Annotated in this window: 21 protein-coding genes and 1 tRNA gene; 11 read left to right on the top strand and 11 right to left on the bottom strand. The window is 74.4% G+C overall.

What is annotated here, in order from left to right:
• Positions 1-45 precede the first annotated feature (45 nt).
• From BMW62_RS02600 to BMW62_RS22425, 5 genes are all read left to right on the top strand, one after another.
• Positions 46-119, top strand: a tRNA-Pro gene (locus tag BMW62_RS02600).
• 68 nt (positions 120-187) lie between these two features.
• Positions 188-1,981, top strand: a complete 1,794-nt coding sequence (locus tag BMW62_RS02595; protein ID WP_091929466.1) for a S9 family peptidase — start codon at positions 188-190, stop codon at positions 1,979-1,981.
• 174 nt (positions 1,982-2,155) lie between these two features.
• A complete protein-coding gene (locus BMW62_RS22430; RefSeq protein WP_091929280.1) occupies positions 2,156-2,731 on the top strand; it encodes a hypothetical protein in 576 nt (191 codons plus the stop codon).
• Positions 2,732-2,810: 79 nt separating this feature from the next.
• Positions 2,811-3,392 carry an RNA polymerase sigma factor gene (locus BMW62_RS02585; RefSeq protein WP_091929279.1) on the top strand — a complete coding sequence of 194 codons (582 nt, stop codon included), beginning with the start codon at positions 2,811-2,813 and terminating at the stop codon, positions 3,390-3,392.
• A gap of 260 nt (positions 3,393-3,652) precedes the next feature.
• Entirely contained in the window at positions 3,653-4,183 is a 531-nt protein-coding gene (locus tag BMW62_RS22425) for a hypothetical protein (RefSeq protein WP_170852184.1), read from the top strand.
• A gap of 40 nt (positions 4,184-4,223) precedes the next feature.
• On the opposite strand, the gene BMW62_RS02575 is transcribed toward BMW62_RS22425, so the two are convergent.
• Positions 4,224-5,270, bottom strand: a complete 1,047-nt coding sequence (locus BMW62_RS02575) for an aspartate-semialdehyde dehydrogenase (RefSeq protein WP_091929277.1) — start codon at positions 5,268-5,270, stop codon at positions 4,224-4,226.
• On the bottom strand, positions 5,267-6,535 hold the full coding sequence (locus BMW62_RS02570) for an aspartate kinase (RefSeq protein WP_091929276.1): 1,269 nt from the start codon (positions 6,533-6,535) through the stop codon (positions 5,267-5,269). The genes BMW62_RS02575 and BMW62_RS02570 overlap by 4 nt, the downstream gene beginning before the upstream one ends.
• A 74-nt stretch (positions 6,536-6,609) precedes the next feature.
• Between BMW62_RS02570 and BMW62_RS02565 the strand changes: the two genes are divergently transcribed.
• From BMW62_RS02565 to leuA, 3 genes are all read left to right on the top strand, one after another.
• Complete coding sequence (locus BMW62_RS02565) at positions 6,610-8,202, top strand: phospholipase D family protein (protein WP_091929275.1); 1,593 nt, start codon at positions 6,610-6,612, stop codon at positions 8,200-8,202.
• A gap of 205 nt (positions 8,203-8,407) precedes the next feature.
• A complete protein-coding gene (locus BMW62_RS02560; protein WP_091929274.1) occupies positions 8,408-9,037 on the top strand; it encodes a helix-turn-helix domain-containing protein in 630 nt (209 codons plus the stop codon).
• 253 nt (positions 9,038-9,290) lie between these two features.
• Complete coding sequence (gene leuA, locus BMW62_RS02555) at positions 9,291-10,979, top strand: 2-isopropylmalate synthase (protein ID WP_348271446.1); 1,689 nt, start codon at positions 9,291-9,293, stop codon at positions 10,977-10,979.
• A 42-nt stretch (positions 10,980-11,021) separates the two neighbouring features.
• Here the strand turns inward: leuA and mnhG are convergent, their stop codons facing one another.
• The 9 genes from mnhG to BMW62_RS02510 all read right to left on the bottom strand — a co-directional run bounded on the left by mnhG (position 11,022) and on the right by BMW62_RS02510 (position 21,498).
• Positions 11,022-11,438, bottom strand: a complete 417-nt coding sequence (mnhG, locus tag BMW62_RS02550; protein WP_170852183.1) for a monovalent cation/H(+) antiporter subunit G — start codon at positions 11,436-11,438, stop codon at positions 11,022-11,024.
• Complete coding sequence (locus BMW62_RS02545; RefSeq protein WP_091929272.1) at positions 11,435-11,764, bottom strand: monovalent cation/H+ antiporter complex subunit F; 330 nt, start codon at positions 11,762-11,764, stop codon at positions 11,435-11,437. The genes mnhG and BMW62_RS02545 overlap by 4 nt, the downstream gene beginning before the upstream one ends.
• Positions 11,761-12,342 (bottom strand): Na+/H+ antiporter subunit E, encoded by a 582-nt coding sequence (locus BMW62_RS02540; RefSeq protein ID WP_091929271.1) that lies wholly within the window; start codon positions 12,340-12,342, stop codon positions 11,761-11,763. Before BMW62_RS02540 ends, BMW62_RS02545 begins: the two co-directional genes overlap by 4 nt.
• Positions 12,339-14,105 carry a Na+/H+ antiporter subunit D gene (locus tag BMW62_RS02535; RefSeq protein WP_091929270.1) on the bottom strand — a complete coding sequence of 589 codons (1,767 nt, stop codon included), beginning with the start codon at positions 14,103-14,105 and terminating at the stop codon, positions 12,339-12,341. The genes BMW62_RS02540 and BMW62_RS02535 overlap by 4 nt, the downstream gene beginning before the upstream one ends.
• Entirely contained in the window at positions 14,105-14,641 is a 537-nt protein-coding gene (locus tag BMW62_RS02530; protein WP_091929269.1) for a Na(+)/H(+) antiporter subunit C, read from the bottom strand. The genes BMW62_RS02535 and BMW62_RS02530 overlap by 1 nt, the downstream gene beginning before the upstream one ends.
• Positions 14,638-17,517 (bottom strand): Na+/H+ antiporter subunit A, encoded by a 2,880-nt coding sequence (locus tag BMW62_RS02525; RefSeq protein WP_091929268.1) that lies wholly within the window; start codon positions 17,515-17,517, stop codon positions 14,638-14,640. Before BMW62_RS02525 ends, BMW62_RS02530 begins: the two co-directional genes overlap by 4 nt.
• 248 nt (positions 17,518-17,765) lie before the next feature.
• Positions 17,766-19,586, bottom strand: coding sequence for an ABC-F family ATP-binding cassette domain-containing protein (locus tag BMW62_RS02520; protein ID WP_091929267.1), 1,821 nt, complete (start codon positions 19,584-19,586; stop codon positions 17,766-17,768).
• Between the two features lie 26 nt (positions 19,587-19,612).
• Positions 19,613-20,905 carry an MFS transporter gene (locus BMW62_RS02515; protein WP_091929266.1) on the bottom strand — a complete coding sequence of 431 codons (1,293 nt, stop codon included), beginning with the start codon at positions 20,903-20,905 and terminating at the stop codon, positions 19,613-19,615.
• Positions 20,902-21,498 carry a winged helix-turn-helix domain-containing protein gene (locus BMW62_RS02510; protein ID WP_091929265.1) on the bottom strand — a complete coding sequence of 199 codons (597 nt, stop codon included), beginning with the start codon at positions 21,496-21,498 and terminating at the stop codon, positions 20,902-20,904. Before BMW62_RS02510 ends, BMW62_RS02515 begins: the two co-directional genes overlap by 4 nt.
• A 188-nt stretch (positions 21,499-21,686) precedes the next feature.
• Between BMW62_RS02510 and BMW62_RS02505 the strand changes: the two genes are divergently transcribed.
• Genes BMW62_RS02505 through BMW62_RS02495 form a run of 3 tightly spaced genes read left to right on the top strand, consistent with a single transcriptional unit; the run spans position 21,687 to position 24,128 of the window.
• On the top strand, positions 21,687-22,700 hold the full coding sequence (locus BMW62_RS02505) for a pirin family protein (protein ID WP_091929264.1): 1,014 nt from the start codon (positions 21,687-21,689) through the stop codon (positions 22,698-22,700).
• A 10-nt stretch (positions 22,701-22,710) separates the two neighbouring features.
• Positions 22,711-23,679 (top strand): pirin family protein, encoded by a 969-nt coding sequence (locus tag BMW62_RS02500; RefSeq protein WP_091929263.1) that lies wholly within the window; start codon positions 22,711-22,713, stop codon positions 23,677-23,679.
• A 14-nt stretch (positions 23,680-23,693) separates the two neighbouring features.
• Positions 23,694-24,128 carry a PPOX class F420-dependent oxidoreductase gene (locus BMW62_RS02495; protein ID WP_091929262.1) on the top strand — a complete coding sequence of 145 codons (435 nt, stop codon included), beginning with the start codon at positions 23,694-23,696 and terminating at the stop codon, positions 24,126-24,128.
• Positions 24,129-24,155 lie beyond the last annotated feature (27 nt).

Here is a 24,155-nt window from a genome sequence, read left to right as displayed (position 1 = left end):
CTGCCGGAGCGCACGCGGTGGAGCGTTAGACTCGTCGACGCACCTCGGGGTGTGGCGCAGCTTGGTAGCGCGCGTCGTTCGGGACGACGAGGCCGCAGGTTCAAATCCTGTCACCCCGACCCTCAGCTCAGGGGCCGCCGCGAGGCGGCCCCTGAGTCGTTCCCGGGGCGCTGCGAAGATGGCGGTCGTGACCGCCGAGCAGACCGTCCCCGCCCTTCCCCCCGAGGTCACCGCCCGCTGGCAGGCCCGGTTCCGCGCCCCCCGGGTGTCGCTGCCGGACTGGGCCGAGGAGGCGCCGCACCGCAACCTGTACAGCTCCGACGTCAGCGGCGTCGTCGAGCAGTACGCCTGGGACCGGGAGACCGGCGCCCACCGCCAGGTCACCGACCGGCCCAACGGCACGCTCATCGCGACGCTGGACCGCGACGGGTCGACCATCTGGTGGTTCGCCGACACCGACGGCGACGAGTTCGGCGTCTGGATGACCCAGCCGTTCGAGGGCGGCGAGGACACCGTCGCCGTCCCCGAGGTGGGGCCCGCCTACCCGGCGGGGCTGGAGCTCGGCCGGGAGCTGGTGGCGATCGGCCGCAGCACCGACGACGGCAGCGAGCTGTGGCTGGCCCCCACCGGCGGGGCGCCGCGGGTGGTCTACCGGCACCCCGACCCAGCGTCGGTGGACGCGCTCACCCGCGACGACGAGCTGCTGGTCATCTCGCACTCCGAGCACGGCGACCCGCGCTACCCCGCGCTGCGCGTCCTCCGCACCAGCGACGATGCCGTGGTCGCGGAGAAGTGGGACGGCGAGGGCCGCAGGCTGCACGCGCTGGAGTTCGCCCCGCTGCCCGGTGACCGCCGGCTGCTGGTCGGGCACGAGCGGCGCGGCCGCGAGGAGCTCCTGGTCTGGGACGTCGCCGCCGGCACCGAGACCGAGCTCGTGCTGGACCTGCCCGGCGACGTGACCGCCGGCTGGTACCCGGACGGCTCGGCGCTGCTGGTGGGCCACGACCACGCCGCCCGCAGCGAGCTGTACCGCTACGACCTCGCCACCGGTGCCCTGGAGCGGCTGGACACCCCGCCGGGCGTCGTCCGCGGCGCCACCGCCCGCCCCGACGGCACGGTGGAGCTGGCCTGGTCGAACTCCGCGAAGCCCCCGGTCATCCGCCGCGCGGACGGCCCGGTCATCCTCTCGGTGTCCGACGAGGAGCCGCCGGCCGCCTACCCGGTGGAGGACCGGTGGGTCCCCGGCCCGGGTGGCGACGTGCACGCCCTGCTGGTGCGTCCGGCCGGCAAGGGCCCGCACGCGACCGCGTTCCTGGTCCACGGCGGCCCCGAGGCGGCCGACGACGACTCCTACCGCGCCCGGCGGGCCGCCTACGTCGACGCCGGCTACGCCGTCGTCCACGTCAACTACCGGGGCTCCACCGGCTACGGCTCCACCTGGCGGGACGCGCTGACCGGGCGGCCGGGGCTCACCGAGCTGGAGGACGTCGGCGCCGTCTACGACGCGCTGGTGGCCGAGGGCGTCGTCGACCCGCAGCGGGCGATCCTCAGCGGTGGCTCGTGGGGCGGATTCCTCACGCTGCTGGGCCTGGGCACCCAGCCCGAGCGCTGGGCGGCCGGGATCGCCGAGGTGCCCGTGGCCGACTACCTGGCCGCCTACGAGGACGAGATGGAGGGCCTGCGGGCCTACGACCGCGCGCTGTTCGGCGGCTCACCGGAGGAGGTGCGCGACGTGTACGTGCGCTCCTCGCCCCTCACCTACGTCGACGCCGTCGCCGCGCCGGTGCTGGTGGTCGCGGGCGCCAACGACCCGCGCTGCCCGATCCGGCAGATCGACAACTACCTCGGCGAGCTCCAGCGCCTGGGTAAGCCGCACGAGGTGTACCGCTTCGACGCCGGCCACGGCTCGCTGGTGATCGAGGAGACGATCCGGCAGGTGGAGGTGGCGCTCGCCTTCGCGCTGCGCCACGTGACGCCGTGAGCCGCCGCGGGCCTCCCCCGATCGGGGGAGGCCCGCGGAAGCGCGTAACCCGGATGCGGGTCCGGTCGATCACAGCAGCGTCAACCCACGACAAGGGCGACCTGCCGGCGACGGCAGTCAGCAACGCCACCGGCCCCACGCGGGCATCGGGGCTACCGAACGGAAGGCACCACCATGGACCTGCTCACCCTCCTCATCGCCAAGGCCGGCGCAGCCGCCCTCACCACCAAGGTCGCCGTGGCCGGCGCCGTCTCGGCCGTCGCCATCGGCACCGCCGGAGCCACCGGGGTCGTCCCGGTCGCCGACCTGCTGCCCGAGGACGACGCGTCCGTCGCCGTCGAGGACGGCGCGACCGACGACCTCGTCGACGTCGCGACGGACCTCGGGGCCGACGACGGGAGCGAGGACGCCCTGACCGACGACGCCGAGGATGAGGCCCGGGAGGACGCCGAGGAGGAGGCCCGGGAGGCCGCCGAGGAGGCCGAGGAGCAGGCCCGCGAGGACGCCGAAGAGGCCGCTGAGCGGGCTGCGGAGGCCGAGGAGGAGGCCCGGGAGGCCGCCGAGGAGGCCGAGGAGCAGGCCCGCGAGGACGCCGAAGAGGCCGCTGAGCGGGCTGCGGAGGCCGAGGAGGAGGCCCGGGAGGCCGCCGAGGAGGCCGAGGAGCAGGCCCGCGAGGACGCCGACGTGGCAGAGGAGCAGGCCCGCGGGGCCGCCGACGTGGCCGACGACGAGGACGGCGAGGACGACTGACCGGGTACGGCTGACCCCAGCACGCACAGGGGCGGGCGGACTGCTTCAGTCCGCCCGCCCCTGCGCCGATAGGAAGGCCATGGCCTCCGACGGATCCTCGCGCCTCGAGGACGCCTTCCTGGCCGCCCAGGCCGGCCGCCCCTGGGCCCTGCGCGCCGTCTACGAGGAGCTCGCACCCCGTGTGCACGGCTACCTGCGTTCCCGCGGAGCCGCTGAGCCCGACGACCTGACGAGCGAGGTGTTCCTGACCGTGTACTCGAAGCTGGCCACCGTGACCGGTGGCGCCTCGGGCCTGCGCACGCTCGCCTTCTCGGTCGCCCACGCCCGACTGGTCGACGACCTGCGCCGACAGGCCGTTCGCGGTGCCGGGGTTCCCTACGAGGACTGGCAGGACCGACGCACGTCGGCGTCGTCGGAGGACGAGGCCGTGGAGCGGATCAGCACCGAGGAGGTCCGCGCCCTGCTGGCCGTGCTCCCCGACGACCAGCGTGACGTCCTGCTGCTGCGGGTGGTGGGCGACCTGAGCGTGGAGCAGGCCGCGCAGGCCATGGGGCGTAGCACCGGCGCGGTGAAGCAACTGCAGCGCCGGGGATTGCTGACACTGCGCGCCCGGTTGCAGGACAGCGGCGCGGTCCACGCCATGACGCCGGGGATCTTGTGATGCGTCGCACATCGTCGGGTCTCGATGACCGGGTGGCCGCCCGACTGCTCGATCACGGCACCGGGACCGGTCACCGGGAACTCGAGGAGGCCGTGGGCCTGCTCCGCTCGATCGCATCGGGTCCGGCTCCCCGACCTGCACCGGCCCTCGCCGAACTCCTCGACCGTGGGTTCGAGCCGTGCCCCGTGCCGGTGACAGCCGTCGCGGTAGGGCCCGCCCGGCACGCGGGACGTCGCCTGCGGCGCCGCGTCGGTGCCGTCGTGACCGCCGGTCTCGCTTCCGTGCTGCTGGCCGGCACCGCCCAGGCACTGCCCGCGGCGGTGCAGGACGGCCTCGCCGACGTCGTGGACGCGCTGACGCCCTTCGAGTTCCCGCGGTCGGCGCCCGCCGAGCCCGCGCCCGCGGCCCGTCGGCCCGGCACCGGTCCGGACCTGCCCCTCCTCGGTCCTGATCTGCCGAGCCTGGAACGGCCGGCGCCGCTCGAGGCACCGCGCCCCTCCCCCACGAACCCCCCACCGGCGGGCACCGGCGGGACTCCGAGCGAGGCCCGCAGCGCACCGGCTCCCTCCCCGGCCGAGCGGTCGGCCCGTGACCGGCAACGTGCGGCCGAGGACGCCGACGATGACGCCCGGGACGCGGCCGAGGAGACAGCCGATACCAGGGAGGACGACGCGGAGGACGACGCCGAGGCGGAGGACGCCCGCGACGCCGCTGACGAGGCGGAGGACGCCGACGGCGAGGCGGAGGACGCCGCCCCGGACGCCGCCGAGGAAGCCGCGGACGGCCAGTGACGGCCTTCCTGCCCTCCCACGGCGATAAGGAGGGGCGGGCTCAGCGGGAGGCGGCGATGAGCTCCGCGATCTGCACGGTGTTGAGGGCCGCACCCTTGCGCAGGTTGTCGTTGCTCACGAAGAGCACCAGCCCGCGGCCGCCGTCGACGCTCTGGTCCTGCCGGATGCGGCCCACGTAGCTCGGGTCGCGGCCGGCGGCCTGCAGCGGGTTCGGGACATCGGAGAGCTCCACCCCGGGCGCGGCCTGCAGCAGCTCGGTCGCCCGCTCGACGGAGAGCTCACGCTGGAACTCCAGGTTCAGCGACAGCGAGTGCCCGGTGAAGACCGGCACCCGCACGCAGGTACCCGCCACCCGGAGGTCCGGGATGCCGAGGATCTTGCGGCTCTCGTTGCGGAGCTTCTGCTCCTCGTCGGTCTCGAACGAGCCGTCGTCGACGACGGAGCCGGCCATCGGCAGCACGTTGAACGCGATCGGCGCGACGTACTTGACCGGGTCGGGGAAGGCCACGGCCGACCCGTCGTGGGCGAGCGCATCGGCCTTCTCCACGACGGCCCTGGCCTGGCCGTGCAGCTCCTCGACGCCGGCCACACCGCTGCCGGAGACCGCCTGGTAGGTGCTGGCGACGATCCGGGTCAGCTGCGCCTCGTCGTGCAGCGGCTTGAGCACCGGCATCGCCGCCATGGTGGTGCAGTTCGGGTTGGCGATGATGCCCTTGCGGATCTCGCCCAGCGCGTGCGGGTTGACCTCGCTGACGACCAGGGGGACGTCGGGGTCGCGCCGGAACGCCGAGCTGTTGTCGATCACGGTCACGCCGGCCTCGGCGAACCGCGGCGCCTGCGCCCGCGAGGTGGTGGCCCCGGCGGAGAAGATCGCGATGTCCAGGCCCGTCGGGTCGGCGGTGGCGGCGTCCTCGACGGTGATCTCGCCACCGGCCCACGGCAGCGTGCTGCCGGCCGACCGGGCGGAGGCGAAGAAGCGCAGTTCGGCCAGCGGGAAGTCCCGCTCGGCCAGCAGGTCGCGCACGACCCGGCCGACCTGCCCGGTGGCGCCGACGATGCCGACGCGCAGCCCACCACTCGTGCTCATCGTCCCGTCCCTCCGTAGACCACGGCCTGCGCCTCGTCGGTGCCCAGGTCGAAGGCGTCGTGCACCGCGCGGACGGCGATGTCCACGTCGGTGTCGCGGCACACCACGGAGATGCGGATCTCCGAGGTGCTGATCAGCTCCAGGTTGACACCTGCGTCGGCGAGCGCGCCGAAGAACTTGGCGGACACGCCGGGGTGCGAGCGCATCCCCGCCCCCACCAGCGACACCTTCCCGATGTGCTGGTCGAAGCTCACGTCGGTGTAGCCGACGGTGTGCTTCACCCGCTCCAGGGCGGCCAGCGCGGTCGGGCCGTCGCTCTTGGGCAGCGTGAAGGAGATGTCGGCGAGCTTGCTGGCCTCGGCCGAGACGTTCTGCACGATCATGTCGATGTTGACCTCGGCGTCGGCGAGCACGCGGAAGATCTGCGCCGCCTCGCCCGGCCGGTCCGGCACGCCGAACACGGTGATCTTGCCCTCGGAGCGGTCGTGCGCGACGCCGGAGATGATCGCCTGTTCCACGGTGAGGTCCTCCATCGAACCGGTCACGGTCGTGCCGGGGAGCTGGGAGTAGGAGCTGCGGACGTGCACGGGGATGCCGTAGCGGCGGGCGTACTCGACGCAGCGGAGCATGAGCACCTTCGCGCCGGAGGCCGCCAGCTCGAGCATCTCCTCGTAGGTGATGGTGTCCAGCCGCTTGGCGTTCGGGACGATGCGCGGGTCGGCGGTGAAGACGCCGTCGACGTCGGTGTAGATCTCGCAGACGTCGGCGTTCAGCGCCGCGGCGACGGCGACGGCGGTGGTGTCCGAGCCACCGCGGCCCAGCGTGGTGATGTCCTTGGTGTCCTGGCTGACGCCCTGGAACCCGGCGACGATGACGACCGAGCCCTCGTCGAGCGCCGACTTGAGCCGGCCCGGCGTGACGTCGATGATCCGCGCCTTGCCGTGGCTGGACGTCGTGATGACGCCGGCCTGCGACCCGGTGAAGGAGCGCGCCTCGTAGCCGTGCTCGGAGATGGCGATGGCCAGCAGCGCCATGGAGATCCGCTCGCCGGCGGTGAGCAGCATGTCGAGCTCGCGACCGGGTGGGGTGTCGGTGATCTGGCTGGCGAGGTCCAGCAGCTCGTCGGTGGTGTCGCCCATCGCCGAGACCACGACCACGACGTCGTCGCCGTTGTTCTTGGCCGCGACGATCCGCTCCGCGACGCGCTTCATGTGCTCGGCGGAGGCGACGGACGAGCCGCCGTACTTCTGGACGACGAGGGCCACGGGACATGAGGCTACCGACGTCGTCCACGACGCTGGCGCTTGCATCCGGCGGACCCGACCGTTGTGATCACCGGGTGGACGACCCGAGCCGCTGGCTGCTCACCTCGGAGGAGCGCCACAACCGCGGCGCCGCCGTCCCCAGCTGGACCGAGGGGAACCTGGTCCGCCCGCTGGTCCACGGGTCGGTGTACTTCGACCGGCTCGTCGAGGTGGTCGAGCAGCTGGGCGCGGGCGACCGCCTGTGGTTCACCGACTGGCGCGGCGACCCCGACCAGCGGTTGCGCCCGGACGGGCCGACCGTGGACGAATTGTTCAGCGCGGCCTCACGCCGCGGCGTCGACGTGCGCGGCCTGGTGTGGCGCTCGCACACCGACTGGCTGTCGTACAGCAAGGAGCAGAACCGGTCGCTGGACCGGGAGATCGAGGAGGACGGCGGGAAGGTCGTGCTGGACCAGCGCGTGCGCCGGGTCGGCAGCCACCACCAGAAGGTGGTGATCATCAGGTGCCCCGCGGAGCCGTCCCGCGACGTCGCGTTCGCCGGCGGCATCGACCTGTGCCACAGCCGCCGCGACGACGCACGGCACCACGGGGACCCGCAGGCGGTCGACATGGCCTCCGGGTACGGCCCGACCCCGCCGTGGCACGACGTCCAGGCCGAGATCCGCGGGCCCGCCGTCGCCGTCCTGGAGACCAGCTTCCGCGAACGCTGGGACGACCCGACCAGCCCCGTCCAGGGCAACCCGATCGCCTACCTCGTCGACCGGTTCCGCCGCGCCCGGCTGGACCCCTCGCCGCTGCCGCCCGAGCTGCCGCCGCCCCCGCCGAGCGGGCCGCACCTGGTCCAGATCCTGCGGACGTACCCGAAGATCCGCCCCCGGTACGACTTCGCACCCGAGGGCGAGCGCTCGATCGCCCGCGGGTACAGCAAGGCCGTGCGGCGCGCCCGGCGGCTGGTCTACCTCGAGGACCAGTACATGTGGTCGGGGGAGGTCGCCCAGCTGTTCGCCGACGCCCTGACGGCCAATCCCGACCTGCACCTGGTCGTGGTCGTGCCCCGCATCCCCGACCAGGAGGGTGCGTTCAACGCGACGCCGCAGTACGTGGGCCGCCGCCAGGCGATCGACCTCTGCATCCGGGCGGGCGGGGAGGAGCGGGTGCACGTCTTCGACGTCGAGAACCACGCCGGGACGCCGGTCTACGTGCACGCGAAGGTGTGCGTCGTCGACGACGTCTGGGCCAGCGTCGGCAGCGACAACTTCAACCGCCGCTCCTGGACGCACGACAGCGAGCTGTCCACCGCCGTCCTGGACACGACGCCGGACCCGCGCGAGCCCCTGGACCCGGCGGGGACCGGGGACTGCGCCCGCACCTTCCCGAGGGACCTGCGGCTGGAACTGGCGCAGGAGCACCTGGACCTCGATCCCGGCGGCGACGACGACCTGCTGCTCGACCCCGAGCGCTTCGTGGCCACGCTCGAGGCGCGGGCGGCCGCCCTGGCCGAGTGGCACGAGGGCGGCCGGCGCGGGCCGCGCCCACCCGGCCGGCTCCGCCCGCACCGGCCGGAGAAGCTCTCCTGGCTCACCCGGCTGTGGGCGACCCCGGTCTACCGGCTGCTGGTCGACCCCGACGGCCGGCCGCTGCGCCTGCGGTTGCGCAAGGCGTTCTGACCGCCGGGACGACCGGTGTCCCTGGACCCCACGACCGGTTCCCCCGGGAAGGTCCGCCTCTGAGTGCACGTGCACTCAGAGGCAGACCTTCCCGGGAGCACATGCCGGGGGCGGCCCGCACGTCGGTGTCCACAGGGGGTCGGGTCCTCCACCGTCCCGCTCGTCAGCCCGTTCCAGCGGCGCAGCAGCACCGGAGAGTGGCGGCGTGGAGCCCTTCGACCTGCCCGGCGCCCTGCGACGCATCCGTCGGGAGGGGGACCTCTCGCAGCGCGAGCTGGCCGAGGGCTGCGGCCTGTCCCAGTCCGCCGTGGCCCAGGCCGAGACCGGGCGGCGCGACCTGCCGGTGACCGCGCTGGCCCGCGCGGCCACTCTCGCCCGGCTCCGGCTGGCCCTGCTGGACGGCGACGGCCTCGAGGTCCCCCCGATGTCCGGCGGGTCCGTGCGGGACCTCGGCCGGCGGCGCTTCCCGGCGCACCTCGACACGCGCCGCACCGCCGCCGGGATCTCCTTCCACGAGCAGCGTCGGGACCGGCCGGAGACCGGCTACACCTTCACCCGGGACCGGCCGGCCCGGGACGCGCGCCGTGATGCCCGCGGCACGCCGACCGACCACCACCCGTGGCTCCCCGGCGACACCCCCGCGGAGCGCCGGGCGGCCCGGCGGGCGGAGGCGGCGCAGCGACGGCGCGAGGAGCTGGAACGCCGGCGGGTCGCCGGTGAGCTGCCTCCGCTGACCGACTTCACCTGCGAGTGCCCGCCGGACTGCGCCGACGGCGACGACGGCCTGCGACCGTTCCACACCGAGGAGTGCCCCTGCCGCTGCGACGTGGACTGAGCGTGATCCTGCGGCGGGAGCCGACGCGCTGCTACCGTGGCTGCGTGCGCGGCAGCCTCCTGCTTACCCGCCGCGGCGAGGCCCTCTCCTAGGTCGGCCCCCTCGCCGCGGTGTCCTGCCGTGACCGAGTGCGTTCCCGGCGCCGCTGACCGCCCCGGAGCTGTGCGCACTCCGCGCACGGCAGCCCCGCCCCAGGAGCCTTCCCATGAGCGAGACCCACCCGCACGCCCGTCACCCCCAGCAGCCGTCCGGCATGCCGATCCACCGGTACGCACCCTTCACCCCGGTGGTGCTGCCCGACCGCACCTGGCCGGGCACCGGAACGACGCAGGCCCCGCGCTGGTGCGCCGTCGACCTGCGCGACGGCAACCAGGCGCTGATCGACCCGATGACGCCCGACCGCAAGCGGCGGATGTTCGAGCTGCTCGTCCGCATGGGCTACAAGGAGATCGAGGTCGGTTTCCCGGCGGCCAGCCAGACCGACTACGACTTCGTCCGCCAGCTGGTCGAGGAGGACCTGGTACCGGACGACGTGACGATCCAGGTGCTCACCCAGGCCCGCGACGAGCTGATCGAGCGCACCTTCGAGTCGCTGCGCGGCGCGAAGCAGGCCATCGTGCACCTCTACAACTCGACCTCCACCCTGCAGCGACGGGTCGTCTTCGGCTCCGACCGCGCCGGCATCGTGGACATCGCCGTCCACGGCGCCCAGGTCGTGCGCAAGCTGGCCGAGCAGATGGGCGGCACGGACATCCGGTTCGAGTACTCCCCCGAGTCGTTCACCGGCACCGAGCTCGACTTCGCCGTCGAGATCTGCGACGCCGTCACCGACGTCTGGGAGCCCACCCCCGACCGGCCGACGATCCTGAACCTGCCGGCCACCGTCGAGATGGCCGAGCCGACCGTCTACGCCGACCAGGTCGAGTGGATGCACCGCAACCTGGGCCGCCGCGACTCGGTGGTCCTGAGCCTGCACCCGCACAACGACCGCGGCACCGCCGTCGCCGCCGCCGAGCTCGGCTACCGCGCCGGCGCCGACCGCATCGAGGGCTGCCTGTTCGGCAACGGCGAGCGCACCGGCAACGTCGACCTGGTCACCCTGGGCCTGAACCTGTTCAGCCAGGGCATCGACCCGCAGATCGACTTCTCCGACATCGACGAGATCCGCCGCACCGTCGAGTACTGCAACCAGCTCGGCGTGCACGAGCGGCACCCCTACGGCGGCGACCTGGTCTACACCGCCTTCTCCGGCTCCCACCAGGACGCCATCAACAAGGGCTTCAAGGCCCTGGAGACGGACGCGCAGGCGGCCGGGAAGGCCGTGGCGGAGATGCCGTGGGCCGTCCCCTACCTGCCGATCGACCCCAAGGACGTCGGCCGCAGCTACGAGGCCGTCATCCGGGTGAACAGCCAGTCCGGCAAGGGCGGCGTCGCCTACATCATGAAGACCGAGAACCACCTGGACCTGCCGCGCCGGCTGCAGATCGAGTTCAGCGCGGTCGTCCAGCGGCACACCGACGACGAGGGCGGCGAGGTCACCGCCGCGCAGATGTGGACGGCGTTCAGCAACGAGTACCTGCCCGACCCGGCCGCGCCCTGGGGCCGGTTCGCCCTCGCCGGGCACCGGCACACCGCCCACGGCGACACGGTCGACGAGATGGTCGTCGAGCTCACCGACAACGGCGTCCCGGTGACGATCGAGGGCCGCGGCAACGGCCCGATCGCGGCGTTCGTCGACGCGCTGAAGAGCCTGGACGTCGACGTCCGCGTCTTGGACTACGCCGAGCACGCGATGGATCCGGGACACGCGAGCGTCAGCGCCGCCGCCTACGTCGAGTGCGCCGTGGGCGACCGGGTGCTGTGGGGTGTGGGCATCGACCCGAACATCGTCAGCGCCTCGCTGCGGGCCGTCGTCTCCGCCGTCAACCGCGCCGAGCGCTGAGGCACCGCCGGGGCCGGGCGCGCGACGCGCCGGCCCCGGCGGTCACCCGCGGTCGCGCTGGTCGCGCGGTGCGTCGGCGGGCTGGTCGCCCGGCGGGTCGTCCGCGTCGGGCCCCACCAGGCCGAGGAAGCCCGCCTCGTGCACGACCAGCAGGTCGCGCCGCACGTGCCGGCGCCGGTAGGCGATGCGGCTGATCATGTGCGCGCTCACCGGCACCGTCAGCAACTGGAGCAGGCCGCCGAGCAGCAGCATCCACACCACCGGCGTCCCGACCAGCCGGATGGCGCCGCCGACCGTGATCAGCAGGACGCCGGCCACCTGCGGCTTCGTGCCCGCGTGCAGCCGGGAGATCACGTCGGGGAAGCGCACGAGCCCCATCCCGGCGGCCAGCGCCATGAGCGACCCGACCAGCAGGAAGGCGATCGCAACCACGTCGAGCACCGTCTGCACCGCCGTCACCGCCCCTCGGTGGACTGCTCGGCGGCCGGGGGCAACCCCGCGCCCTGGCCGTCGTCGTCCCCGGACATCAGCAGCATCCCGCCCACGTAGCGGACCACCGAGACGGCGCCGACGAAGCCGAGCAGAGCCACCACGAGGAGCACGGGCACGACCGCGGAGTCGCGGGCGAGCGCGGCGTAGACCGCGACCCCCGCGGCGATGATCGCCAGCAGCGTCTCGGTGGCGACCACCCGGTCCAGCAGGGAGGGGCCGAGCCAGACGCGCACCATCGCCAGCGCCGCGCCCGCGGAGAGCATCGAGTAGGCGGCCACCCACACCAGGGTCATGTCGTCCTCCCGTCAGGGTCCGCCGGAGCCGGTTGCCGCGGCTCGTCCAGCGCGGCGATCTCCCGGGCGCTGCCGAACGCCCGCACCACCAGCTCCTCCACGGCCAGCACCTCGGCCCGCTGGCGGTCGACGTCGTCCTCGGTCTCCACCGGCAGCACGTGCACCAGCATCGTCCGGTGCGTCCGGTCGATGTCGAGGACCAGCGACCCGGGCACCAGGCTCAGCGTCTCCGCGATCACGGTGAGCAGCAGGTCGGAGTCGGTGCGCAGCTCCACCACGATGACCGCGGACCGCACCCGCCCGCCCGCCCGCAGCGCCGCCCACGCGACCTGGGCGCTGGAGACAGCGAGGTCGCGCAGGAAGTCGCCGAGGAAGGCCAGCACCGCCAGCGGCCGGAACCGGGCGTGCTCGGTGATCCCGGGCAGGGGCAGCACCCGGGTGACGAGGACCGCGACCAGCAACCCGGAGAGCACGTTCGCCCACGACCAGGTGCCCCACAGCAGCACCCAGATGAGCACCAGCCAGCCGATGAGCGGCAGCTGGCGGGCGCGGCGGCCGACGAGCGGGCCGGGGCTCACGGCACGTCCTCGGCCGAGCTCGCGGGGCCCTCCCCGTAGACCGCCTCCACGTACGGGGTGCGGTTGAGCAGGTCGATGGCCGCCCGGTCGGCCAGCGCGTAGAGCGGCCCGGCCAGGAACGTGAGCGCCACGCTCACCGTCACCAGGCCGGCGGTCGCGCCGAGCAGCCCCCGGGGCAACCGGTCCCGTTCGTCGAGGCTCTCCTCCGTCGGCTCGGGCTCCGGGCCCGGGGTGCCGGTGGCGAGCGCCACCTGGCGCTGCCAGGCGGCGTCCCGCGTCCCGCGCCGGGTCGAGCCCAGCCCCGAGCGCGACGACCCGCGCGGCTCCGACCCGCCCGCGGCGCCGTGCTCGTCGCCGGCCGCGCCGCTGCCCGTGCCGTCGTCCGCACCGGTGCCCGGCCCGCTGTCGGCGGCCGCGTCGGCCGGGGTCTCCAGGTGCTCGGCCTGCGTCGGCGGCCGCCAGAACGCCCGCGACCACACCCGGCTGACCGCGACGAGCGTCAGCAGGCTGGTGACCACCCCCGCGGCCACGAGCAGCCCCGGCAGCACCCCACCGGCCGAGACGCCGGCCTGCAGCAGCCCGAGCTTGCCGAGGAAGCCCGACATGGGCGGGATGCCCGCCAGGTTCAGCGCCGGCACCAGGTAGAGGACGGCGAGGAGGGGCGAGGCCGCGGCGAGACCGCCCAGCCGGGCGACCGTCGTGCTGCCGCCCTGGCGCTCGACCAGCCCGGCCACGAGGAACAGCGTCGCCTGGATGACGATGTGGTGGACCACGTAGAAGATCGCCCCGGCCAGCCCCGCCTCGGTGGAGAGCGCGATCCCGAACACCATGTAGCCGATGTGGCTGACCAGCGTGAACGAGAGCATGCGGCGCAGGTCGGTCTGGGCGATGGCGCCCAGGATGCCGACGATCATCGTGGCCAGCGCGGCGCACATCAGCAGGGTGTCCAGCGCGCCGCCGGGGAACAGCAGCGTCTGGGTGCGGATGATCGCGTAGACCCCGACCTTGGTGAGGAGCCCGGCGAAGACGGCGGTGACCGGTGCGGGCGCGGTCGGGTAGCTGTCGGGCAGCCACGCCGACAGCGGGAAGACCGCGGCCTTGATGCCGAAGGCGACCAGCAGCATCCCGTGCAGCAGCATCCGCGTGCCGTCGGGGATGTCTCCCAGGCGCAGTGCCAGCTGCGCCAGGTTGGTCGTCCCGGTGGCCGCGTAGACCAGGCCGATCGCGGCGAGGAAGAGCAGCGAGCTCATCAGGCTGACGATGATGTAGGTGATGCCGCCGCGGATGCGGGGCGCCGTGCCGCCGAGGGTCAGCAGCACGTAGCTCGCGGTGAGCAGCACCTCGAAGCCGACGTAGAGGTTGAACAGGTCGCCGGCCAGGAAGGCGAAGCCCACCCCCGCCATCAGCACCAGGAAGGTGGGGTGGAAGACCGAGACCGGCGAGCTGTGCGGCCCGTCGGCGACGCCCTGGCCCACGGAGAACAGCAGCACCCCGAGCCCGACGGTCGAGGCCACCACGATCATCAGCGCCGACAGCCGGTCGACGACCAGCATGATCGCCTGCGGCACCGGCCAGTCGCCCACGGCCACCGCCACCGCGCCGTTGGCGTCGGCGAGCACGAGCATCGCAACCGCCACGCCGAGCACGGTGCCGATGGCCGCCAGGCTGACCAGCCGCTGCACCCGCGGATAGCGCCTGAGCAGCAGCGACAGCGCGGCACCGAGCAGCGGGACGAGCACCGGCACCGGCGCCAGGACGCGCATCACGTCGTCCGCCCGCGGGTCGGGGGCAGGTCGACGTCGTCGGAGGCGGTGTCAGGAAAGCGCCGCGCCAGCTGCGCCTCCGGGTCGGGCGGTCCGCCGACGACGTCGCCCATCGCCCGGTCCTCGGGGTCCAGGTCGACCGGGTCGATGTCGTCGGGGTCCATCGCGTCGGCGTGCCGGGGGCTCCGCGCGGCGACCCGGCGGTCCTCCTCGTCGGTGTGCACGACCTCCTGGCGGACCAGCCGCCACGAGCGGTGGATGACTGCCAGCAGGAACGCCGAGATGCCGAAGGTGATGACGATCGCGGTGAGGATCAGCGCCTGCGGGAGCGGGTCGCTGATCTCCCCGGGACCGGCGTGCCCGAGGATCGGCGCCTCCCCGGCCGGGCCGCCGGACGACAGCAGGAGCACGTTGGTGGCGTTGCCCAGCAGCAGGAACCCGAGCAGGACGCGGGTGAGGCTGCGATCGAGCAGCAGGTAGACGCCGGCGGCGTACAGGCCGGCGATGACCACGGGCAGGACGACGGTGGGGGTCACCGTGCGATCACCTCCTCGGCGGCGGGATCGCGGTCCTCGCCCTCCTCCTCCTGGCGGTCCAGCTCGGCGCCGAGGCTGCGCAGCACGTCGAGGACCAGCCCCACCACGACGAGGTAGACCCCCATGTCGAAGAAGAGCGCCGTCACCAGGGTCACGTGGCCGAGCACCGGCAGGGTGGCCTCGAAGAACGCCGTCTCGAGCACCTGCGCACCCAGCGCCAGCCCCACCACCCCGGTGCCGCCGGAGAGCAGCAGGCCGAGCCCCAGCAGGACGCCGGGGTCGACCGGCGCGGCCTCGCCCAGCTCGTACCGCCCGCCGGCCAGGTAGCGGAGCACCAGCGCGAGCCCGGCCACCAGCCCGCCGGCGAACCCGCCGCCGGGCGCGTTGTGCCCGGCGAACAGCAGGAACACCGAGAGCACCAGGACTGCGTGGAACAGCAGCCGGGTGACCACCTCGAAGATCAGCGAGCGCCGGCGCGGGGAGAGCGTCGAGGTGGCGGCCAGCCACTGCGCCCGCGGTGCCCGGCGGCCCTGCGGCACCCGCTGCTCGTCCTCGGCGGTGGCCCGCGCGAGCGCCCCGGCCCGGCCGCGCAGGTAGACCAGGCTGGCCACGCCGGTCGCGGCGACGACGAGGACGGAGATCTCGCCGAAGGTGTCCCACGCGCGGATGTCCACCAGCGTGACGTTCACGATGTTGTCGCCGTGGGCCTCCCGGGCCAGCTCCGGGTACTCCACCGACACCGGTGGCGCCTCCCGGGCGGCGAGGGCCACCGCGCTGGCCACGCCCATGAAAACCCCGACCGCCGTCGCCACCACGCCGCGGCTCCAGCGGGTGCGGGCGCGGGAGCTCCCGCCGACCTCGAGCGGCAGCTTGCGCAGCACCAGGACGAAGGCGACGAGGGTGACCGTCTCGATGAGCACCTGGGTCAGGGCGAGGTCGGGTGCCCCGTGCACGACGAAGAGGACGGCCAGGCCGTACCCGGTGAGCCCGACGACGACGGCGGCGGCCAGGCGCTGGTGGATGCGCACGGCGAGCACCGCGGCCACCAGCACCAGGGCCCCGGTGATCGCCTGGAGCGGGTTGTCCCAGGCCCGCCACTCCGCGGGCCAGACACCCCGGACGAGGAGCAGACCCCCGGGCAGGGCGAGCACCGTGACCAGGATGACGCCGAGGTAGACCGGCAGCGAGCCGCGCTGGGTGGACCCGGTGACCACGACGGCCAGCCGGTCGAGCCCCTGGAGGACGTTCCAGTACCCGGTGTCCGCGGAGACCGGGACGCCCACCCGGCGCTGCAGCCGCCAGACCGGGCGGCGGGCCAGGAACAGCGCCGCACCGGTGAGCAGGGTGACCGCGGAGAGCGCGAGGGCCGGGGTGAGGCCGTGCCACAGCGCCAGGTGCTCCTCCTCGGGCAGCAGCTGCGGCAGTGGCTCGGTGGCGGCGGCGACGAGCGGGTCGAGGGCGGACGCCGCCAGCCCGCCGGCGAGGCCGGCCAGGGCCAGCACCACGGGGGCGGTGACGAACAGCGGCCCCGGCGGGTGCTCGAGCTCCTCGGGCGCCGTCGCCGGCAGGTCGGGCTTGCGGGCGAAGGCGCCCCAGAGGAAGCGGGCGGTGTAGGCGACGGTCAGCACCGAGCCGACGACGAGCCCGACGAGCACGACGGTGGCGGCGGTCCGGTCGGGCAGGGCGCCGTCCCACAGCGCGGTGAAGGCCGCCTCCTTGCCGACGAAGCCGATCAGCGGTGGCAGGCCGGCCATGGACGCCGAGGCGAGGACCGCGGCGGTGGCGAGCACCGGGAGCCGCCGCCCCAGCCCGGAGAGCTCCCGCATGTCCCGCGTCCCGGTGGCGTGGTCGAGCACCCCGACGGAGAGGAAGAGGGTGGACTTGAAGAGCCCGTGGGCCAGCACCATGGCCAGCCCGGCCTTCCCCAGCGCCGCACTGCCGCCGCCCACCAGGGTGAGCAGGAAGCCCAGCTGGCTGACCGTCCCGAACGCGAGCAGCAGCTTCAGGTCGAACTGGCGCAGTGCCCGGTAGCCGCCGACCAGCATCGTGGTGACGCCGACGCCGAGGACGACGAACCGCCAGCCGGGCACGTCGGCGTACCCGGGCGCCAGCCGGGCGACCAGGTAGATGCCGGCCTTCACCATGGCCGCGGCGTGCAGGTAGGCGCTGACCGGCGTCGGCGCCTGCATGGCCGCGGGCAGCCAGAAGTGGAAGGGCACCATCGCCGACTTGGTGAGCGCACCGAGCAGCACCAGCAGCACGCCGCCGACGACGAGGCCGCCGTCGCCCGGCGCGGCGACGATCTCCGACAGCAGCGTGCTGCCGGCCGCCTGCGACAGCAGGATCAACCCGGCCAGCATCGCCAGGCCGCCCGCCGTGGTGAGGATCAGCGCCTGGCCCGCGGCCCGGCGGCCAGCCACCTTGGCGCCGGAGTCACCGATCAGCAGGTAGGAGAAGACGGTGGTCAGCTCCCAGAACACGTAGAGCAGGAAGACGTCGTCGGCCAGGACCAGGCCGAGCATCGCACCGGCGAACGCCGTGAGCTGGCCGGCGAGCCGCCCGGCGCCCTCGTCGTCGGGCTCCACGTAGCGGGCGCAGTAGACGAGCACCAGCGCCCCGACGCCGGTGACCAGGCCGGCGAAGATCAGCGCCAGCGCATCCAGCCGCAGGGCCACCGACAGGTCGAGCGCGGGGACCCACGGGACGGTCTCGGTGACCTCCCCGCCGTCGAGCACCGTGGGCAGCCGGGTCAGCGCCCACGCCAGGCCGGTGGCCGGGACCAGCGCGAGGGCCAGGAAGGCCTGCCGGCCCCACCACCGCACGAGCACCGGCGCGGCGAGCGCCGCGACGACGTGCGCGAGCAGCAGCAGGGTCACGGATCTCCAGGTGGCACGGCGGTCTCGGGACGCGCGCGCGCCCGATCGGGCAGTACCGCCGTCCCGCCGCGGCGAAACTCAGCGCCCCGGCGTCACCCCGCTGCCGTCACCGTCCGATGCGGTGCACCCGGGGCAGTCCGAATCGACCCGCGAGGGTTGGCCACGATCAGGTTCCCCGATCGTGGCGCGTCCTCCCTCACGGTGACCGGCGAGGGAGGACGCGCTGCGGTGCGGGAGGACGGCGTCCGTCAGCCCTCCGCGGTCTCCGCGGCGGCCAGCCACACCTCCTCGACCTGCTCCTTCTCCGCCTGCAGCTCCTTGAGCCGGGCGTCGAGCTCGGCGGCCTTCGCGTAGTCGGTGGCCGCCGCGGCCAGCTGCTCGTGCAGCTTCTTCTCGTCGGCGTCCAGCTTGAGCATCCGCCGCTCCAGCTTGGCCGCCTCCTTCTTGGCCGCCCGCGCCTCCGCCGCCGACACCGCGGGGGCCGCGGTGGAGGGCGCACCGACCGGCCGCGGGCCGTCGCTCCCGGCCGCCGTGGTCAGCGGGGCACCGCCGGCGGCGCGGCGGCGCAGGTACTCCTCCACCCCGCCGGGGAGCTCGGCCAGCGTCCCGTCGCCGAGCAGCGCGACCACCTTGTCGCACACCCGGTCGACGAAGTAGCGGTCGTGGCTCACCACCAGCACGGTGCCGGGGAAGCTGTCGAGCAGGTCCTCCAGCGCGGTGAGGGTGTCGATGTCCAGGTCGTTGGTCGGCTCGTCGAGGATCAGCACGTTCGGCTCGGCCATGAGCAGCCGCAGCAGCTGGAGCCGCCGCCGCTCGCCGCCGGAGAGGTCGCCGACCGGCGTCCACTGCCGGTTCGCCGCGAAGCCGAACCGCTCGGCCAGCGACGAGGCGGAGATCTCCTGGTTGCCGATGCGGGCGACGCGGGCGACCTCCTGCACCGCCTCCACCACGCGCAGCGTCCGGGGCAGCTCGGTGACGTGCTGGGACAGGTAGGCCGGCGCCACGGTCTGCCCGACGACGACGGTGCCCGAGTCGGGCCGCGTCTCCCCCACCAGCAGCTTGAGCAGCGACGTCTTGCCCGCGCCGTTGACCCCGACGATGCCGATCCGGTCGCCGGGGCCCACGTGCCAGGTCAGGTCCCGGAACAGCGGCCGCGGGCCATCGTCGGTGGGGACTGCGAAGTCGACGTCCTCGACGTCGTAGACGGTCTTGCCCAGGCGCCGGGCGGCGAAGCCCTTCAGCGCCATCGAGTCCCGCGCCGGCGGCTCGTCGGCGATCAGCGCCTGGGCGGCCTCGATGCGGAACTTCGGCTTGCTGGTGCGGGCGGGCGGGCCGCGCCGCAGCCAGGCCAGCTCCTTGCGCACCAGGTTCAGCCGGCGTTCCTCGGTGACCGAGGCGATCCGCGCCCGCTCGGCCCGGGCCAGCGTGTAGGCCGAGTAGCCGCCCTCGTAGGAGTGCACGCTCCCGTCGGCGACCTCCCACGTGGTGGTGCAGACCTCGTCGAGGAACCAGCGGTCGTGGGTGACGACGACCATGCCGCCGCTGCGCTGCTTCACGTACTCGGCGAGCCACGCCACGCCCTCGACGTCGAGGTGGTTCGTGGGCTCGTCGAGCACCAGCAGGTCCAGCGGCCGGATGAGCTGGGCAGCCAGCGCCACCCGCCGTCGCTCGCCACCGGACATGGGGGCGACCGGGGCGTCGAGGCCCAGCCGGTCGAGCTCCAGGCCGGTGAGCACCGAGCGGACGGCGGGGTCGCCGGCCCACTCGTGCTCGGCGGCGAACATCGACGGCGGCAGCACGACGTCGCGCACCGTCGTCCCCGGCGGGAGGGTGCCGGACTGGTCGAGCACGCCCATCGCGAGGTCGCCGCGGCGGGTCACGCGGCCGGAGTCCGGGTCGTCGGCACCGGTGATCAGCGACAGCAGCGTGCTCTTGCCGCCACCGTTGCGGCCGACGATGCCGATCCGCTCGCCGGCGGCGACGCCGAGCGAGACGTCGTCGAGGATCACGGTGGTGCCGTGCGCCTTGTGCACCCGCTCGAGGTTGACCAGGTTGAGGGGGGCGCTCATCGGCTGCGAGGAGAAGTCATGGGCCTTCAGTATCCGACGGGTGCCTCCTCCGGGACCACGGCGGCCCCGGAGGAGGTCGACCGCGGCAGCTGCAGGCAGGCCAGGACGCCGAGCGCGACGACGACCCCGACGGCCAGGAAGGCGCCCTCGAGCCCGGCCGCGGCGACCAGTGGCGGGATCACCAGGTTGCCGGCGATGCCGCCTAGCGCCACGGCCAGGGACATCGCCGAGACGGCGGTGGCCCGGTGCGCGGCGGCCACCCGCGTGTGCAGCACGGCGCTGAGCAGCGGCCAGGCCGAGCCGTGCGCCAGGTACTGCAGCACGAAGCCGGTGGCGGCCACGGCGAGCAGGTCGGGGCCGGCCAGCGTGGCCAGCGCCACGCCGCCGAGGAGGGAGAGCACCGCGCAGGCAGCCCGGGTGGACCCGCGCAGCAGGCGCCGCAGCGCGGGCGCGGCCACGGCACCGAGCGCAGCCGCGGCGAAGGAGCCGGCCAGGACGACGCCGTAGACGGCCGCCCCGTCGTCGCGGTCGCCCGCCAGTTCGCTGAACCGCACGGGGCCCAGCAGCTCGCACGCCACCAGCCCGGCCCCGCCGATGCCGGTGAGCAGCAGGACCACCCGCATCGGCCCGTCGGTGACCGACAGCCGCACGGCCGCGCCCACGGTCGCCGGCACCGCGCGCAGCCCGCTCCCCAGCGCGGCCCGGGCGCTGCCCTGCCGAGGGGGCCGGACCTCGGTCAGCAGCCGCAGCACGGCCACCACGTAGACGACGTCCAGCACCGCGGCGCCGAGGTAGGGCAGCGCCAGCCCCGCCGCCCCCGAGCTCCCGGCCAGCGCCGGGAGGAACCCGCCCACCACCGCGCCGACCGCGAGGCTCGCGCCGTCGGCGGCCGAGTGCTTCGCCAGCCCGGGGGCGACGTCGGCGCCGGGCTCCAGCCGGTGCACGGTGTCCACGTACCAGGCCTCGACCGGGCCGGAATCGAGCACGCGCCCGAGCCCGAGCGCCAGGATGCCGACCAGGAACCCGGCGAAGGACGTCGCCGTTGCGAACAGCAGGCAGGAGATGAGGTGCAGCGCCGCCCCGGCGACCACGACCGGGCGGCGGCCGAGCACGTCGGCCAGCCCGCCGGTGGGTAGCTCCAGCGCCACGACGACGGCGCCGTGCACGGTGAACAGGACGCCGATCTCACCCAGGGTGAGGCCGCGCGCCTGCGCGAGCAGGACCGTGATCGGCGTGGTGAGCCCCACCGGCAGCCAGCGCAGCGCCGTCAGGCCGACCAGCCGCCGGGTGGCGGAGCGGATCGTCCCGGGCGGAGTCACAGCGGGTCCCGCACCGGGACGATGTCGACGAGCGCGAACACCAGTTCGGTACCCTCTGCCGGAGTGCCCGAGGGGTGTTCGTCCATCCAGCGCTCCAGCACGGCACCGAGCTCGTCGGCCAGGGCCCGCGCCTGCTCGGGGCGGACGCGGACGACGTAGTCGCTCATCGACGCCGCGGCCTTCCACTCCGGCCCCAGTTCGGCCTCCTGCGCCTGCCAGGCGTCGAGCACCCGGGCGTGCACGTCGAGCTGCAGGCGGGTCATCTCGTCCTGGACCTCCGCGCCGCCCTCCTGGGCCTGGAGGTCGGAACGCTGCCAGCTGGTCATCCGGTGCCGGGCCCGCCACCAGCGCTCGCGACCGCTCCCCTGGCCCTCGACCTCCTCGACGAAGCCGTGGGCCGCGAGCTGGCGCAGGTGGTAGCTCGTCGACCCGCTGCTCTCCCCCACCGCGCGGGCCAGGCCGCTGGCCGTCGCCGGGCCGTGCAGGCGCAGCAGGCCGAGCAGGCGGTTGCGCAGCGGGTGCGACAGCGCGCGCAGGGCGCGGACGCCGGTCACCTGGACGGCCGGCTCCGGGGGTTCGGGTGGACGGGTCACAGCCGGAGGCTAGGGGTGCAAAGAGTTGTTTGCAAAGGCTTCTTTGCACTTTTCCGCCACGACCACCCGCGACCGCCGACCGGCACCGCCGGGCCACCCGGTGGACGCCTCCGGTGCGCAGGGGAAGACGCCGGGCGCTCCCGGGGTTAGGCTCAGCGCTAGTTGAGCCCTCAACCAAGGAGGCCGGCATGCCTGCCGTGACCGTCGAGGACACCACCACCCTGCCGCGGGTCCCGCTGCCCGCCCCCCGCACGGTGCGTCGCCGCACCCGGTCGGTGACGACGGCGCCGTCCGGCTTCGAGGGCGAGGGCTTCCCGGTGCGCCGGGCGTTCGCCGGGGTCGACCTGCGCGCGCTCGACCCGTTCATCCACATGGACCAGATGGGCGAGGTCGAGTACGCCCCCGGCGAGCCCAAGGGCACCAGCTGGCACCCGCACCGCGGCTTCGAGACCGTCACCTACCTCCTCGACGGCACCTTCGAGCACGCCGACTCCCACGGCGGTGGCGGGACGATCAGCAACGGCGACACCCAGTGGATGACCGCCGGCGGCGGCGTCCTGCACATCGAGCGGCCGCCGGAGCAGCTCGTGATGAGCGGCGGCCTCTTCCACGGGCTCCAGCTCTGGGTCAACCTGCCCAAGGCGCAGAAGTGGGTCGAGCCGCGCTACCAGGACCTGCGCGCCGAGGAGTCGGTGCTGCTGGCCAGCCCCGACGCCGGCGCGCTGCTGCGGGTGATCGCCGGCGACGTCGGCGGGCACACCGGGCCAGGGTCGACGTACACCCCGATGGCGATGGTGCACGCGACCGTGGCCCCCGGCGCGACGCTGGACCTGCCCTGGCGGCCGGACTTCAACGCGCTCGTCTACGTGCTCTCCGGCGCCGGCTCCGTCGGCATCGACGGCGCTCCGGTGCGCACCGGCCAGCTCGCGGTGCTCGGCCCCGGCGACACGGTGACCGTGCGCGGGGCGGTGCGCCAGGAGTCGCGCACGCCGGCGCTCGACGTCGTCATCCTGGGCGGCGCCCCCATCCGCGAGCCGATCGCCATGTACGGCCCGTTCGTGATGAACACCCGGCAGGAGGTCGCGGACGCCTTCACCGACTTCCAGGCCGGCCGGCTCGGGTCGATCCCGGCACAGCGCGTCGAGGGACCGGTTCCCCACGCCGGCGTCCGGGGTGAGACTGCTGGGGACGACGAGCGGTAGGAGCCGCGCCATGAGCAACCTGGAACCGCGTCCGCCCGCCCGCGACATGGGCGGGCTGGCCGGCACCACCGCCGGCCCCGCCTTGGACCTGCTCCCGGGCAAGGAGGTGCTGCTCGGCGAGAGCACCCGCGTGCGCCGGCTGCTGCCGACGCTCGGGCGGCGGATGGTCGGCGCCTGGGTGTTCGTCGACCACTACGGCCCCGACGACATCACCTCCTCCCCCGGCATGCAGGTGCCGCCGCACCCGCACACCGGCCTGCAGACGGTGTCCTGGCTGCTCGACGGCGAGGTGCACCACCGCGACTCGCTGGGCAGCGACGTGCGGTTCCGCCCCGGCGAGCTGGCGCTGATGACGGCGGGGCACGGGATCGCCCACTCCGAGCAGTCGCCGGCCACCCACCCGCGGTTCCTGCACGGAGCCCAGCTGTGGGTGGCGCTGCCCGAGGGCGACCGCGAGGTGGCCCCGCACTTCGAGCACCACGCGCAGCTGCCGGGCTTCAGCTCCGACGGGCTCAGCGCGACGGTGCTCATGGGCTCCTTCGGCGGGGTGACCTCACCGGGGCGGGCGTACACCCCGCTGGTCGGCGTCGACCTGGACCTCGCCGACGGCGCCGACGTCGAGGTGCCCCTGGAACCGGACTTCGAGTACGGCCTGCTGACCTCCTCGGGTTCGGTGTCCGTCGACGGCGTCCCGCTCGAACCGGGCGCGATGCTCTACCTCGGCACCGGCCGGCGGACGCTCCGGGTGCGCGCGGGTGCGGCGTCCCGGCTGCTGCTGCTCGGTGGCGAGCCGTTCGAGGAGCGCCTGGTCATGTGGTGGAACTTCATCGGCCGGTCGGGCGAGGAGGTCGCGGAGTACGCCGAGCAGTGGAACGCCGAGTCCCGCCGCTTCGGCGCCGTGGTGGGTTACGACGGCGAGCGGCTCGAGGCCCCGCCGCTGCCCCCGGTCGCACTCCGGCCGCGCGGCCGGGTCCGCTGAGGCAGGCTGCGACCATGACCGACTCCACCGGACCCGACCCGCGGCTGCTGCAGTTCGTCGCCGAGCAGCGCTGGGGCGTGCTCGCCACGATCAAGCGCGACGGCCGGCCGCAGCTGTCCAACGTCGGCTACGCCTGGGACGACGGCCTCGTCCGCGTCTCGGTGACCGCCGACCGCGCGAAGACCCGCAACCTGCAGCGCGACCCCCGGGTGACGCTGCACGTGGCGTCGAAGGACTTCTGGACGTGGGTCGCCGTCGAGGGCACCGTCGAGCTCACCCCGGTGGCGCAGGACCCGCACGACGCCGCCGTCGAGGAGCTCATCGCCTACTACCGCGGCGTCTCCGGCGAGCACGAGAACTGGGACGAGTACCGGGCCGCGATGGTCGCCGACCGGCGCCTGGTCGTCCGGTTCCGCCCCGAGCACGCGTACGGCCAGTTGCCGTCCTGACCCCGGCGGCGCCGGTGCGCCCCGTTC

It is taken from the genome of Blastococcus sp. DSM 46786, assembly GCF_900109665.1.
GTDB classification, from domain to species: Bacteria; Actinomycetota; Actinomycetes; order Mycobacteriales; family Geodermatophilaceae; genus Blastococcus; species Blastococcus carthaginiensis.
This window is presented reverse-complemented; position numbering and strand designations above follow the sequence as displayed.